The organism is Frankia sp. R82 (assembly GCF_023716925.1).
Taxonomy (GTDB): domain Bacteria; phylum Actinomycetota; class Actinomycetes; order Frankiales; family Frankiaceae; genus Frankia.
This window is the reverse complement of the sequence record NZ_JAMQQG010000066.1, coordinates 1-14,160: the sequence shown is the minus strand read 5'-3', so window position 1 is coordinate 14,160 and position 14,160 is coordinate 1. Positions and strand designations below refer to the sequence as shown.

At 72.0% G+C, this 14,160-nt stretch carries 12 protein-coding genes; 6 read left to right on the top strand and 6 right to left on the bottom strand.

Features of this window, described 5'->3' with window-relative positions; translation table 11 throughout:
* Together ND747_RS13660 and tatB are read left to right on the top strand one after the other, a co-directional pair.
* On the top strand, positions 1-1,672 hold a 1,672-nt coding region (locus tag ND747_RS13660), incomplete at its 5' end, for a trypsin-like peptidase domain-containing protein (protein WP_308204625.1).
* A gap of 66 nt (positions 1,673-1,738) precedes the next feature.
* Complete coding sequence (gene tatB, locus ND747_RS13655) at positions 1,739-2,377, top strand: Sec-independent protein translocase protein TatB (protein WP_251733909.1); 639 nt, start codon at positions 1,739-1,741, stop codon at positions 2,375-2,377.
* A 111-nt stretch (positions 2,378-2,488) separates the two neighbouring features.
* Here tatB and ND747_RS13650 read toward each other — a convergent pair whose 3' ends face one another.
* Positions 2,489-3,631 carry an Mrp/NBP35 family ATP-binding protein gene (locus ND747_RS13650; RefSeq protein WP_251733908.1) on the bottom strand — a complete coding sequence of 381 codons (1,143 nt, stop codon included), beginning with the start codon at positions 3,629-3,631 and terminating at the stop codon, positions 2,489-2,491.
* Positions 3,632-3,976: 345 nt separating this feature from the next.
* On the opposite strand from ND747_RS13650, the gene ND747_RS13645 reads away from it, so the two are divergent.
* A complete protein-coding gene (locus ND747_RS13645; RefSeq protein ID WP_251733911.1) occupies positions 3,977-4,426 on the top strand; it encodes a MarR family winged helix-turn-helix transcriptional regulator in 450 nt (149 codons plus the stop codon).
* A gap of 34 nt (positions 4,427-4,460) precedes the next feature.
* Here the strand turns inward: ND747_RS13645 and ND747_RS13640 are convergent, their stop codons facing one another.
* Both ND747_RS13640 and ND747_RS13635 read right to left on the bottom strand, forming a co-directional pair.
* A complete protein-coding gene (locus tag ND747_RS13640) occupies positions 4,461-5,315 on the bottom strand; it encodes a PHP domain-containing protein (protein ID WP_251733907.1) in 855 nt (284 codons plus the stop codon).
* Positions 5,316-5,325: 10 nt separating this feature from the next.
* Positions 5,326-6,768 (bottom strand): aldehyde dehydrogenase family protein, encoded by a 1,443-nt coding sequence (locus ND747_RS13635; protein WP_251733905.1) that lies wholly within the window; start codon positions 6,766-6,768, stop codon positions 5,326-5,328.
* Between the two features lie 139 nt (positions 6,769-6,907).
* Here ND747_RS13635 and gabT point away from each other — a divergent pair, with 139 nt between their 5' ends.
* The 3 genes from gabT to ND747_RS13620 all read left to right on the top strand — a co-directional run bounded on the left by gabT (position 6,908) and on the right by ND747_RS13620 (position 10,228).
* Positions 6,908-8,296: a 4-aminobutyrate--2-oxoglutarate transaminase gene (gene gabT, locus ND747_RS13630; protein ID WP_251733903.1), complete on the top strand. Its 1,389-nt coding sequence runs from the start codon at positions 6,908-6,910 to the stop codon at positions 8,294-8,296.
* Positions 8,297-8,443: 147 nt separating this feature from the next.
* Positions 8,444-9,130 carry a DUF6758 family protein gene (locus ND747_RS13625; protein ID WP_374216222.1) on the top strand — a complete coding sequence of 229 codons (687 nt, stop codon included), beginning with the start codon at positions 8,444-8,446 and terminating at the stop codon, positions 9,128-9,130.
* Positions 9,131-9,208: 78 nt separating this feature from the next.
* Positions 9,209-10,228, top strand: coding sequence for a YegS/Rv2252/BmrU family lipid kinase (locus ND747_RS13620; protein WP_308204624.1), 1,020 nt, complete (start codon positions 9,209-9,211; stop codon positions 10,226-10,228).
* Here the strand turns inward: ND747_RS13620 and ctaD are convergent.
* The 3 genes from ctaD to ND747_RS13605 form a co-directional block, all read right to left on the bottom strand.
* On the bottom strand, positions 10,182-11,924 hold the full coding sequence (gene ctaD, locus ND747_RS13615) for a cytochrome c oxidase subunit I (protein WP_251733900.1): 1,743 nt from the start codon (positions 11,922-11,924) through the stop codon (positions 10,182-10,184). The genes ND747_RS13620 and ctaD overlap by 47 nt on opposite strands.
* Before the next feature lie 89 nt (positions 11,925-12,013).
* On the bottom strand, positions 12,014-13,720 hold the full coding sequence (locus tag ND747_RS13610; RefSeq protein ID WP_251733899.1) for an alkaline phosphatase: 1,707 nt from the start codon (positions 13,718-13,720) through the stop codon (positions 12,014-12,016).
* A gap of 174 nt (positions 13,721-13,894) precedes the next feature.
* On the bottom strand, positions 13,895-14,160 hold a 266-nt coding region (locus ND747_RS13605), incomplete at its 5' end, for a suppressor of fused domain protein (RefSeq protein ID WP_251733898.1).

The following is a 14,160-nucleotide window of genomic DNA, read 5'->3' as shown; positions in this document are numbered from 1 at the left end:
GCCCGGGGAGGACCGGCCGCGGCCCGGGGCGGGTGCGCGGCATGGCCGTCACTCCGGCCGTGGCGCCGGTGGCGCGGCGACGCCTGCTGCCGAGCGTGACGAACAGCAGAGCGACAGCTGGCCGAACGGCGATCGTCCCGGCGGTGAGCGGCATTCCCGTCCGAGCCGGGTGTGGAGCCTGCGCGCCAGTGCGGACCGGGTGGCACCGGGGATGATCCGGGCGGCCGTCGGTGCCGCCGGGAATCTGGGCGGCCGAGCGGTCCCCGCAGCCGACGCGGACGCGGCTCCGGGAGCGAGTCGGGTGGAGCGCCCGGCCGTTGCCCGGCCGGTGGCGAACGGTGGTCGCACCGGGTCGGTGACGGTGCTCGAACCGGTCGTGCGCCACGGTGGGCCGGACGGTCGGCCGACGGCGCCGGTCCGGGTCGGCGGGTCCGCGCGGGCGGTGGCGGAGTCGCCGAACGGTTCCGCGCAACCGGGGCCGTCCACGGTCAGCCCGCGCGACGGCGAGGTCGCCCCCCGTGGTGCCGGCGGGCGCCTTGACCGGATCGGCGGCCGGCCGGTGCAGGTCGGCCTCCGGGTGCTGGTCGCGTGCCTGGTCGCCGCGGCACTGGTCGGCGGTGTGGTCAGCGGTCTGCTGGTGGTGATCACCACGGGCGACCCGAACGTCGATCCGGTGAAGACCCTCGGCGTGGGTAATCCGGCTCCGGTCACCGATCGACGTAGCGTGGCGGCGATCGCCGCGGCGATGCTGCCGACGGTGGTCACCGTGGACGTCGGTGGAGATGCGGCCGATGGCGGGGACACCGGCTCGGGCGTGATCATCAGCTCGGACGGCTACATCCTCACGAACAACCATGTGATCGCGCCGGCAATCGCGGCTGGTACAGCGATCACGGTCACCCGCTACCAGGAGTTCGCCCGCATCCAGGCACAGGTCGTCGGACGGGACCCGCAGACCGATCTCGCGGTGCTGCGCATCCCGGTCACCACCCCACTGCCGGCGGCCACGCTCGGGCAGTCGGGGTCGCTGGTGGTCGGAGCGCCCGTGGTCGCGATCGGAGCACCACTGGGTCTTTCGGGCACGGTGACGACCGGCGTGGTCAGTGCGCTGGACCGAAACCCGCCGGTGCCGGCGACGAACGGCGCCGCCCCGACCGTGCTGATCGGGGCGATCCAGGTGGATGCCGCGCTCAACCCGGGCAACTCCGGTGGGCCGCTGCTCGACGCGCTCGGCCAGGTGGTCGGGATCAACGCCGCGATCGCCGCCGTACCCGGGCACGAGGACCAGGGGCAGAGCGGCAGCATCGGGGTCGGCTTCGCCATCCCGATCGACTTCGCCCGCTCGGTGGCCCAGGAGATCATCTCGACCGGGCGGGCAACGCATCCCTACCTCGGCACGGCCACGGCCACGATCACTGATGGTGAGGCGAAGACGTCCGGCGGCGTCCCCGGGGCGCGCGTGATCACGACGACCCCGGACGGGCCGGCGGCGCGGGCCGGTCTGCGTGCCGATGACGTGATCACCAAGCTGGACGTGAGCGTCATCCGCGGGACCAATGATCTCAACGTCGCGGCCCGGCTGCACCGGGTCGGTGACAAGGTCTCGGTCACCTATGTGCGCGCCGGTGCGACCAGAACCACCCAGCTGACACTTCAGGAACAACAGAATTGAGATTGTGGCCCCTGGCCGTTGCCTGGTCGACCCTCGCGGTAACACCGGGCGGGGTACGCTCGGCTGGTGTTCAACGGTGTCGGTTGGGGTGAAGTCGCCGTCCTGCTGGTGATCGGGTTGTTCGTCTTCGGCCCCGATCGGCTGCCCAAGGCCGCGCGGGATGCCGGCCGGATGCTGCGTCAGCTTCGCCAGACGGCAACGGGGATGCGCAACGATCTGAGGTCCGAGCTGGGCCCGGAGTTCGACGATCTTGACATCCGCGATCTGCATCCCAAGACGTTCGTCCGCAAGCACCTGTTCGACGACGAGCCGCTGCCGCCGTATCTCACCAAACGCACCTCGCTTGACGCACTGCTGCTCGGGGACGACACCCCGTCCCCGTCACTGACCAAGTCGCCGCCGCCCGGCCGTGCACAGTCGCTGCCCTCGGTCACCCCGGCCCCGGCTGTCGAGCTGCCCTCCGCCGCGGGCTCCGGTGCCCGGGCCGAGAACGCGCCGCCCCCGGCGGTCACGTCGCCGTTGCTGGCGAAGTCCAGCGGGTCGCGACCCGGCGGCGGTGGCGCGGCGAAGGTGATCCCGTCAAAGGCCGCCGCGCCGCGGCCGGTCTCCACCCAGCAGCTCTCCGCGGGCGCCACGCCGCCGGGGCAGAGCAGGCTGTCGGGGCAGAGCAGCCCCGCCGTCCCCTTCGACTCGGACGCCACCTGACGGCTCCGCTCGCGAGCAGGCCAGAAACGCTCGGCCACCAAGCCAGAAACGAGTCGTCCCCCCGGAAACGGGTCCTGGGACCGCGCCGCCGGGGGGACGAGGACCGTCGGCTCAGCGGCCGGCGGGGGTGAGATTGAGGCTGCGGCCGGCGAGGCCGCGGGAGCGGTAGGTCAGACGCTCGGCGACGGCCCGCAGGGCCTTGCTGGCCTCGCTGTCCGGCTCGCCGACGACCAGCGGAACGCCGTTGTCACCGCCTTCGCGCAGGCGGACGTCCACCGGGATCTGGGCGAGTAGCGGCACGTCATGGCCGAGAACGCGGGTGAGCCGCTCGGCGACCGCGGCCCCGCCGCCGGAACCGAACACATCGACCCGCTCCCCGCAGTGCGGACAGGGCAGCCAGGCCATGTTCTCGACGACGCCGACCACGTTCTGCCGGGTCTGCACGGCGATGGTGCCGGCGCGCTCGGCCACCTCGGTGGCGGCGAGCTGCGGCGTCGTGACGACGAGCAGCTCCGAGGACGGGACGAGCTGGGCCAGCGAGATGGCGATGTCACCGGTGCCGGGGGGCAGATCGAGCAGCAGGACGTCAAGGTCACCCCAGAAGACGTCCGACAGGAACTGCTCGAGGGCCCGGTGCAGCATCGGCCCGCGCCAGGTGACCGGCTCGTTGCCACGGGTGAACATGCCGGTGGAGATGACCCGCACCCCGTGCGCCTGGGGCGGCATGATCATCTTGTCGACCTGGGTCGGGGGGCGGTCGATACCGAGCATGCGGGGCACCGAGTGGCCGTAGATGTCGGCGTCGAGCACACCGACGGACAGACCCGTACGGGCCATCGCCGCCGCCAGGTTGACGGTGATCGAGGACTTGCCGACGCCGCCCTTGCCACTGGCGATGCCGTACACCCTGGTCATGGAGCCCGGCTGGGCGAACGGGACCACCTTGGGTGCAACACCACCGCGTAGCTTCGTGTGCAGGGCCGTGCGCTGCTCGTCCGTCATGACCTGTAGGTCGACCTGGACGGCGCGCACCCCCTCGACGGCGCCGACCGCGCGACTGACGCGGTTGATGATCTCATCTCGCATCGGGCAGCCGGACACGGTAAGCAGCACCGTGACACTGACGGAGCCGTCATCGAGGACGTTGACCGCCGAGACCATGTCCAGCTCCGTGATGGGACGGCCGATCTCGGGATCGTTGACCGTCGCCAGAGCCGACTGGATCGCGTCGGTGGAAGGCCGGGATGGGGACAAGGGAAACCTCAGTCACTGATTGGCACCAGATGCGACCCCCGGGGTCGCCTGTGCGTCCACGATAGCCCGCCCGCGCCCCAGTGGCGTTGCACCGTTGCCCGGGTGTGTGCCACCCGTCCGGGTTGTCGTTCATCTGACGTGGTCGGTGGAATCAATCGGTAGGTATCGCGACGTTGAGGCTGGTGACTGGCCGGGGCCGGGGCGGGCCCATCCGGAGGGTCGGCACATAGGCTGGGCCGGGGTGCAGCGGGAGGGCGCAGGATGATCGAGGACCGCGGCAGTGTGGTCGAGGAGACGGTCGGCGCCAGTTCCGAGACGGACACGGCCTGGGTGGATGCCCGCGGGATGCGGGCGTGGCGGGCACTGTTGCAGGCCCACGCACACGTCACGCGGGTGCTGGAAGCGGATCTGGAGCGGGCGCACAACCTGCCGCTGGCCTCCTACGATGTGCTGGTCCAGCTCTCCGAAGCACCCGACTACGCGCTGCGGATGAGCGAGCTGGCCAACGCGGTGCTCCTTTCCCGCAGTGGCCTGACCAGGCTCGTCGACCGGCTTGTGCGGGAGGGGCTGGTGACCCGCCGCTCCTGCGCGTCCGATGCGCGGGGCACCCTGGCGGTGCTGACCCCGCAGGGGTTGGACCGGCTGCGGGCCGCCTCGGGCACCCATCTCAAGGGCGTCGGCCGGCACGTGCTGTCCCACTTCTCCCGCGCGGAGCAGGAGCAGCTCGCCGCGCTGCTCGAGCGACTGAGCCCACCTGCCGCGCCGCGGCGCGGCGGCTGCGGCCAGAAAGCCTGAGTCGGCCGGTGCTCCGCCACGCCGGCGCCGCCGGTCAGCCGGCGACGGGGGTGGCGCCGGTGGCGGTGGTGACGAGGCGCTCGTAGGCGTCGCGGGCGGTGGTCTCGGCGCCGAGGCCCTGCGGCTTGCTGGCGCCGTGGTAGTCGCTCGAACCGGTCGTGACCAGGTCGAGGTCGGCGGCCAGGGCGCGCAGCCGGCGCCGTTCGTCGCCGTCATGGTCGGGATGGTCGACCTCCAGGCCGTGGAGACCGGCGGCGGCCATCCGCTCGATCACGTCCGGGCCGACGGTGACGCCGCGTCGGCTGGCGAAGGGGTGCGCGAAGACGCTCACCCCACCCGCGGCGCGGATGAGCGCCAGCGTCCGCCAGACGTCCGGCTGCTGCTTGCCCACGTGGTACGGCCCGCCGGCGCCGATCCAGGAGCGGCTGAACGCCGCGTCGATGGTGGGCACCAGACCCGCCTCGACCATCGCGGCGGCCACATGCGGGCGCCCGACCGTGCCGGCGGCCAGCGCACAGACCCGCTCCCAACGCACCGGATGCCCGTCCGCGGCCAGCAGTTCCACCATCCGACGGGCCCGGGTGGCCCGGTGGTCGCGGATCTCGGCGCGCACCGCGGCGAACGCGGGCTCCGCCGGGTCGAACAGATAGGCCAGCACGTGCAGGGCGATCTGCCGGTCGCCGACCTGCACATAGCAGGAGATCTCCGCACCGGGCACCAGAACCAGCCCCCGGGGCAGGGCCTGCGCGGCCTGGCCGAGCCCGGCGGTCGTGTCGTGGTCGGTCAGCGCGACGACGGCGAGCCCGGCGGCAGCGGCGCGGCGCACCAGGTCCGGGGGGGAGTCCAGGCCGTCCGACGCGGTGGAATGGGTGTGCAGATCGATCGTCACCGCTCGATCGTCACAGGTCCAGGCCGGTGAGGACGAGGACCCGCTCTTCGGTGAGATCGGTCATGGCCGAACGCAGACCCTCCCGGCCGACACCGGAGTCCTTCGTGCCGCCGTAGGGCATCTGGTCGGCGCGGTAGGACGGCACGTCCCCGATGACGACGCCGCCGACGACCAGCTCACGGTGCGCGCGGAACGCGGTGGCGAGATCGTGGGTGAACACGCCGGCCTGCAGGCCGAACGCGCTGTCGTTGATCCGGGCGAACCCCTCGTCCACCCCGTCGACCGGGGCGATGACGATGACCGGGCCGAACACCTCCTCGCGCACGACCCGGGCGGACTCGGGCACGTCGGTCAGCACCGTGGGAGCGATGCTCGCGCCGGTGCGGGTTCCGCCGCAGACCAGGGTGGCCCCGGCCGCGACCGCCTCGCCGACCCACGCCTCGACCCGCTCGGCGGCGGCGACGTCGATCAGCGGGCCGACATCGGTCGCCGGGTCGTTCGGGTCGCCGCCGCGCAGCGCCCGCACGGCGGTGACGATCTCGCCGAGCAGCTCGTCGTACAGCGACCGGTCGACGTACACCCGCTGCACGGCGATGCACGACTGGCCGGCCTGGTAGTTCGCGAACAGGGCGATCCGCCCCGCCGCCCGGGCAAGATCACCGGGAGCGTGGAAGTCGGGCGCGACCAGCACCGCGCCGTTGCCGCCGAGCTCGAGCACGACGTGTTTGCGCGGTACGGCGTCCCGGATCGACCAGCCGACCGGGCCCGACCCGGTGAACGACACCACGGGCAGCCGCGGGTCGGTGACCAGCCCGGTGACCTCGTCGTTGCCGACGGTCAACACGGAGAAGGCGCCGGCGGGCAGGTCGGTCTCGGCGAGCAGCTCGCCGAGCAGCAGCGACGACAGCGGGGTGCGGGGTGCGGGCTTCACGATGATCGGCGCCCCGACGGCCAGGGCCGGGGCGACCTTGTGCGCCACCAGGTTCAGCGGAAAGTTGAACGGCGCGATGCCGAGCACCGGCCCGCGTGGGAAACGCCGCGACAGCGCCAGGCGGCCCTCACCGGTCGGGTCGGTGTCCAGCCGGGTCAGGTCGCCCGCGAACCGGCGGGCCTCCTCCGCACCCCAGCGAAACGTCGAGCTTGCCCGGGCGACCTCGGCCCGCGACCAGGTCAGTGGCTTGCCACTCTCCGCGGTGATGAGCCGGGCGATCTCGTCGCCGCGCCGGGCGATCTCCCGGGAGACATGCCCGAGCGCGGACGCTCGCACATGCGCCGGTAGCGCCCCCAGCTGCGGCGCAACCGCGACGGCGGCGGCCACAGCCTGCTCGACCTGTTCCGCCGACGGCTGGGCGACCGTCGCCACCAGCGCACCGTCATAGGGATGGCGCACCTCGAGCACTGCCGGCCCCTGCGCCGGCCGACCCGCGAGCCAGAACGGCTGGACGTCAGCCATCACGCATCTCCCTGGTCGGCGGCGAAGGACGTCAGAGGTCATCCTAGGCCCATCCCGTCGCCGGGAGTGGCCATCCACGCCCGGGTCGGGCACTGTCGTGGATCTGCCGGTCTGCCGACTCCCTGGAGGTGTCGCTCTGATGGACGCGCCGCTGGACGCACCGTTGCTGCCAGGCCGGGGTGGTCCCGGTCTGCCCCAGGCGCGCCGCCTGGTCACCGAGATCCCCGGGCCGTGCTCGCGGGCGCTGGCGCAGCGTCGGGCCAGGTCCGTCGCCCGGGGGGTGAGCTCGACGATGCCGGTGTTCGCGCATGCGGCGGGCGGCGGGATCCTGGTGGACGTCGACGGCAACGCACTCATCGACCTCGGCTCGGGGATCGCCGTCACCGGGGTCGGTAACGCCGCGGACGACGTGGTCGCCGCGGTGGCCGAGCAGGCCGGCCGGTTCACCCACACCTGTTTCATGGTCACGCCGTATGCGGAGTACGTCGGTGTCTGCGAGGCACTGGCGCGGTTGACCCCCGGCGGCCACGAGAAGCGTTCGGCCCTGTTCACCTCGGGGGCGGAGGCGGTGGAGAACGCCGTCAAGATCGCTCGCTCGGCGACCGGACGCGACGCCGTCGTCGTCTTCGAGCACGCCTACCACGGCCGGACGAACCTGACCATGGCCATGACCGCCAAGGCCATGCCGTACAAGGCCGGATTCGGCCCGTTCGCTCCCGAGATCTACCGGATGCCGCTGGCCTACCCGTTTCGCTGGCCGGGTGGGCCCGAGCGCTGCGGCGAGCAGGCGGCCGCCCAGGTGATCGACCTGATCCGCACCGAGATCGGCGCCGGGGCCGTCGCCGCGCTGGTCATCGAGCCGATCCAGGGCGAGGGTGGCTTCGTCGTGCCGGGTACCGGGTTCCTGCCGCGGCTGGCCGAGTTCTGCGCCGACGCGGGCATCCTGTTCGTCGCCGACGAGGTGCAGACCGGCTTCGCCCGGACCGGGGCGATGTTCGCCTGCGAGCACGAGGACATTGTCCCCGACCTGATCGTCACCGCCAAGGGCATCGCCGGCGGCCTGCCGCTGTCCGCCGTCACCGGACGGGCCGAAATCATGGACGCGCCGCAGGTTGGCGGGCTGGGGGGCACCTTCGGCGGCAGTCCCGTGGCGTGTGCGGCCGCGTTGGCCGCGATCAACCTGATCGAGTCGGCCGACCTGGCCGCCCGGGCCCGCCACATCGCCGAGCTGACGCTGCCCCGGCTGCACGCCCTCGGTGATCGGTACGGCGCCATCGGTGACGTCCGCGGCCGTGGGGCGATGCTCGCGGTCGAACTCGTCCGCGGTCCGGGCGATCACACCCCCGACCGGGCGACCGCCGCCGCCGTCGCCGCCGCCTGCCATCGCCGCGGCCTGATCGTTCTGTCCGCCGGCACCTGGGGCAACGTGCTGCGCCTGCTGCCACCCTTCGTGATCACTGACGACCTGCTGCTCGAAGGTCTGGACGTCCTGGCTGAGGCCTGCGCCGAGGTCCTCGCCCCCCGCTGACCTTCCGTCACCGTTCGTCGTTGATGCGGCGGGGCGGGGCGGGGACGGTTGCTGGCGGAAATGGCGGGAACAGTCAGCATGGAACCGTCGAAGTCCGGCGGCGACGTCCCTCCCATGCAGTGTCCGATGCAGTCGATCCGATTCACGGTGACGGCTGGCTGCCATGGCCGTCACGCTAGGAGGCGCTCGGTGACCAGTGCCGTGGTCTGCCCTCGCTGTCTTGCCCAGCTTTGTCCGCCCGATCTGTGGAACAGCCAGTATCGGTGCCCCGAGCACGGGGAGGTGAGTCCATACCGGGCGGCGGTCTCCTCGCGCGAGCAGTCGCTGCATGTGTTGGCGAGGAGGTCGACGGTGCCGGTATGGCTGCCGGATCCGATGCCGGTGCACTGGTATGTCAGTGGGGTCGGCTGGGCGGGCGACGAACGCACCGGTCCGCGAGCAAGCGCGCTGGCGGTGGCGGGCCCGTGTCCGCTGGGCGGTCCGGCGGAGATGGTGCTGGTGGCGGAGTCGCCGGGGATCGGGCTGGGCGCGCGGCTGGCGGGGATCGCCGGGCCGGACCCGGAGGCGCTGCCGGGTGTGCCGGAGGCAAAGGTCGAGGCGGCCGGGCATCCGACGGCGATGTGGCCGGTGGCCGCTCCCTCCGATCGGGCGGCGTTCGTCGGTGAGGCCTGCGGGGTCTGGCTGTGGCTGGTGCTGTGGCCGGCGGACGCGGCACTGATCCTGCTCGAGCATCTGGTGCTCCGAGACGTTCGGGACGCCCCGGAGCTCGGCGATCGTTCCTTCTTCGGCGCGGTCAGCGAACACCTCACCGCTGGGCCGCTCACGGCGCGCTGACATCTCCGTCGCCCCGCCGGACCGCTCGCTGGTGCGCTGGGTCGCTGACGCCGTCGGTGCGTGTGCGAGGCTGCTGCGGTGGTGGATCGTGAACGGTTGACCGTCGTCGTCAATCCGAGCGCGGGGCGGGGCCGGGCGCTGCGGCTGCTGGCGCCGGTGTGCGCGGAGCTGGCCGGGTGGGCGTCGGACGTGCGGGTCGCCCCCACCCGGGACCTGGCGCACGCCCGGGAACTGGCCGCGGGGGCGACCGCGGCGGGGCGGGTGGTGGTCGCACTCGGTGGAGACGGCCTGGCCGGGGCGGTAGCCGGGGCGGTGGCCCGCTCCGGCGGGATACTGGCGGTGCTGCCGGGCGGGCGGGGCAACGACTTCGTCCGCGCGCTGGGGCTGCCCGGTGATCCACGCCGGGTCGCGGCGAGCCTCGCGCAGGCCCGTGAGCTGCGCATCGACCTGCCCGAGGTGGACGGGCACCCCTACCTCGGCATCGCGAGTGTGGGGTACGACTCCGACGTCCAGGTGATCGCGAACCGGGTCCGACTACTGCGCGGGCGACACGTCTACACCTATGCGACGCTGCGGGCGCTCGCGGCGTGGCGCCCCGCGCGGTTCACCGTCACCGTGGACGACGCGAAGCCCCGTGAGCTGCACGGCTACACGGTGGCGGCGGCGAACTCGGCCTGCTACGGCGGCGGGATGCGGTTCGCCCCGAACGCCGACCTCACCGACGGTCTCGTCGAGGTGGTGCTGGTCGCGGACGCCCCGAGGCGGACCTTCCTGATGTTGTTTCCCCGCGTGTTCACCGGACGGCACGTGCACACCCGCCACGTCGAGGTGCTGCGCGGCCGTGAGGTGCGCATCGCCGCCGACCGGCCGTTCGACGTCTACGCCGACGGCGATCCGCTCGCCCCCCTGCCCGCCCGCATCGTGGTCCGCCCGCGCGCCCTGCGCCTGCTCGTCCCGTCCGGGCACGGTGTCGGCGACAGCGGTGTCGGCGACAGCGGTGTCGGCGACACGGATGCCGGACACGGGAGCACGGGCGAGGCCGGCGACGGCGTCAGTGGGGGTCGTCCGGGCCGGGGTCCGAGCGACGGGCGGGGGTGAACTCGGGGCTGGCGTGGTAGTCGATGGAGCCGGCGGCCTGGGGGTGGTGGACGTCGAAGGCGGGGCGTTCGGAGCGGATCCGGGGCAGCACGGTGAAGTTGTGTCGCGGGGGCGGGCAGGAGGTGGCCCATTCCAGCGAGTTTCCGAAGCCCCACGGATCGTCGACGGTCGCGAGCGCGCCGCGGCGGTAGGAATGCCACAGGTTGTACAGGAACGGCAGCGTGGACATGGCCAGCAGGAACGAGCCGGCGGTCGACACCGTGTTCAAGGTGGTGAAACCGTCGTCCGGACCGTAGTCGGCGTACCGCCGCGGCATGCCGCGCAGACCCAGCCAGTGCTGCACCAGGAACGTGGCGTGGAAGCCGAAGAAGACCGTCCAGAAATGAACCTTGCCGAGCCGGTCGTCCATCATCCGGCCGGTGGCCTTGGGAAACCAGAAGTAGGTGCCGCCGAACGCGGCGAACACCACCGTGCCGAACACGACGTAGTGGAAGTGGGCGACGACGAAGTAGCTGTCGCTGACGTGGAAGTCGATGGGTGGGTTGGCCAGCAGGACACCGGTCAGCCCGCCGAACAGGAACGTGACGAGGAAACCGACGGCGAACAGCATCGGCGTCTCGAAGGTGAGATGTCCACGCCACATCGTGCCGACCCAGTTGAAGAACTTGATCCCGGTCGGCACCGCGATGAGGAACGACAGGAAGGCGAAGAACGGCAGCAGCACCGCCCCGGTGACGTACATGTGGTGCGCCCACACGGCCACCGACAGCGCCCCGATGCCGATGGTGGCGAACACCAGGCCCTTGTAGCCGAACAGCGGCTTGCGGGAGAACACCGGCAGGATCTCGCTGATGATCCCGAAAAACGGCAGGGCGATGATGTAGACCTCGGGATGGCCGAAGAACCAGAACAGGTGTTGCCAGAGCACGGCGCCGCCGTTGCCGGCGTCGAACACGTGTGCGCCGAACCGGCGGTCGGCCTCCAACGACAGCAGCTGCGCGGCCAGCACCGGGAAAGCGATCAGCACCAGGATGGACGTCACCAGGAACGTCCAGCAGAACATCGACAGCCGGAACATCGTCATGCCCGGCGCCCGCAGGCACAGAATCGTGGTGACCATGTTGACGCCGCCGAGGATCGTGCCGAGCCCGGACACGACGAGCCCGAGGATCCACAGGTCGGCGCCGGGCAGCGGGGAGTAGGCCCTGCTGTTGAGCGGGGAGTAGGCGAACCAGCCGAAGTCGGCGGCCCCGTCCGGGGTGAGGAATCCCGAGATGACGACGAGCCCACCGAACAGGAAAAGCCAGTACGACAGGGCGTTCAGCCGGGGGAAGGCCACATCCGGCGCGCCGATCTGCAGCGGCACCAGCAGGTTCGCGAAGGCGAAGGCCAGCGGCGTCGCGAACAGCAGCAGCATGATCGTGCCGTGGATGGTGAACAGCTGGTTGTACTGCTCGTTGGAGAAGAACTGCAGCCCCGGCCGGGCGAGCTCGGAGCGCATCATGACCGCGAGCACTCCGGCGAACAGGAAGAATCCCAGCGAGGTCACGAAGTACATGACCGCGATGTCCTTGTGGGAGGTCGTACGCAGATAGGCGAGCAGGTTCGGCCGCGGCCGGCTGTGGGCCGCGACGATCTGCTCCGGGGTGGAAAGGGTGGCCGGGCCCGGATTGCGCGGCTCCTCGACGATCGTCACGCTCGGCTCCCCGGAGTTGGACTGTCGCAACAGTCCGCAAGCCTAGCGTGACGAAGGGTGTTCGGCCGGTGTCTGGTGGGCGGGCCGGGTCAGGCCGAGTGAGCGGTCGCCTGGCCGTCCTCGACGATCCAGGTGGCGTCGGTGGTGACGGGCGAGTCGGGTCGGTCGGAGTCGGCGACGATGCGTTGGTCGGCGCGGCACTGCGTCGGGGTCACCCGGAACCGGGTGTAGCCACGCCGGTCACCGCGGAAATAGCGGACGTGCGGGTTGAACCGGGCGTTGTTCTCGCGGACGAACTCGTCGCTGACCAGGAAGAACGCCGAGCTGATCGAGGTGCAGACGAACTCGGTGGCGATCGCCGGGGTGTCCGGCTGGTCGAAGTCGACCCGCAGGTCGTTCACCCACGCGCAGTGCAGGTCACCGGAGAGCACGACGGGGTTGCGCACCCCGCTGTCGCGCACGTTGGTGAGGATGCGTCGCCGGTACGGCCGGTAGCCGTCGTTCTGGTCGAGGTTGGTCAGGATCTCCCCGCCACCCGTGGGCAGCAGGCCGTCGAGCTGGGCCATCATCGTCTGCTGGGCGATCAAATTCCACCGGGTACGGGACGCGGCCAGGCCATCGCGCAGCCAGCGTTCCTGGTCGGCGCCGGCCATCGTCCCGGTGACGTTGGCCCGGCCGAGTTCGGCCGGGCCGATCGCGGAGGCGAAGTCGCCGGGGGTGCGGGTGCGGTACTGGCGGGTGTCCATCACGTTGAACGTGGCCAGGCTGCCGAACGTGAGTCGACGGTAGATCTTCAGGCTGGGCGAGCCGGGGTCGAGCTCGGCTCGGATCGGCATGTGCTCGTAGTAGGCCTGGTAGGCGGCGGCCCGCTGGCGGGCGAACTGGGCCTGGTCCTGGTGCTTCGCCCCGAGGTCGCCGGGCTCGTCGACCAGGCCCGCGTAGTTGTTCTCGACCTCGTGGTCGTCCCAGGTCACCACCCAGGGGGCCACGTGGTGGGCGGCCTGCAGCGCCGGGTCGGCCTTGTACTGGCCGTAGCGGTTGCGGTAGTCGGCGAGGGTCTGCAGCTGGTCGAGGCCCGGGGTCTGCGGGGTGGTGTGGCGCCGGTCGGGGAAGCGGCTGTCCGGGTCGTACTCGTAGATGTAGTCCCCGACGTGCACGACCAGGTCCGGATGGTCGGCGGCGATCGCGTCGAACGCCGGCCAGTAGCCGTTCTGGAAGTCCTGGCAGGACACCAGTGCGAAGTTCAGTGCCCCGCTGGCCGCCGCGGCCCCGCCGGACGCCGGGGCCGCGGCCGTGCGGGTGCGGCCCACGGGGCTGAGCACCGTCCCGGCGCGGAACCGGTAGTAGTAGTCCCGCCCTGGCTCCAGCCCGCGGACGTCGACATGCACCGAGTGCGCGAACGCCGCCTGTGCGGTCTGCGTGCCGGCGCGCACCACCGAGGCGAACCGCTCGTCGGTCGCGATCTGCCAGTCGACGGGGACGTCGCGCGAGGGCATCCCCCCGCCCTGCGTCGGCTTCGGCGCGAGGCGGGTCCACAGGATCACCCCGTCCGGCAGGGGGTCACCGCTGGCCACGCCGAGCGCGAACACCCCGTCCGACACCCCCGGCACGGGCGTCGGCGCCCGCAGGGTCGGCGCCGGGGACGGGTTCGGCCCCTCCGACGTGCCGCAGGCCGCAAGACCGAGTCCGCCGAGCGCCGCCGCGCCACCTACTCCCAGCCCGGCGAGCAGCACCGACCGGCGATGCGGCCGTTGGTCACGGGTGGCGGAGGGGACAACGACACGATCACGGCTCACAGTTTTGGGAGCGTAGCCGCCCTGCCTGCCGCCCGGTGGACCGCATCGTCCGGGCGCGTTGTTTCTTCGACTGTTCTTTGCTTTTTGTTGCACCCTGTCGTGTTTGCCGGACATTTCCGACGAGCGAGCCGCCATCGGGTGGGCATTGGCGAACGCCGAGGCCCACGCCGGCGGTCAGGACAGGGGGACCTCGCTGCGGTTGGGGTCGCGCAGGTCGGTGCCGGCGGCCAGCCAGCGTTGGTGCAGGGCTTCCGGTCCGTGGACGCGCTTGTAGGCGGCCTCGTTCGTCGTCATCGGCAACAACGGGAGGAAACGCACCGGTGCCGCCCCGGTCGGTGCCGCCCCGGTCGGTGCCGCCCCGGTCGGTGCCGCCCCGGTCGGTGCCGCCCCGGTCGGTGCCGCCCCGGTCGGTGCCGCCCCGGTCGGTGCCGCCCCGGTCG

Bases quoted from the DNA above. Each gene is read 5' to 3' on its own strand.
- ND747_RS13635 (WP_251733905.1), bottom strand. From the start codon at position 6,768: ATGGCTGACGTCCAGCCGTTCTGGCTCGCGGGTCGGCCGGCGCAGGGG.
- ND747_RS13645 (WP_251733911.1), top strand. From the start codon at position 3,977: ATGCGGGCGTGGCGGGCACTGTTGCAGGCCCACGCACACGTCACGCGG.
- gabT (WP_251733903.1), top strand. From the start codon at position 6,908: ATGGACGCGCCGCTGGACGCACCGTTGCTGCCAGGCCGGGGTGGTCCC.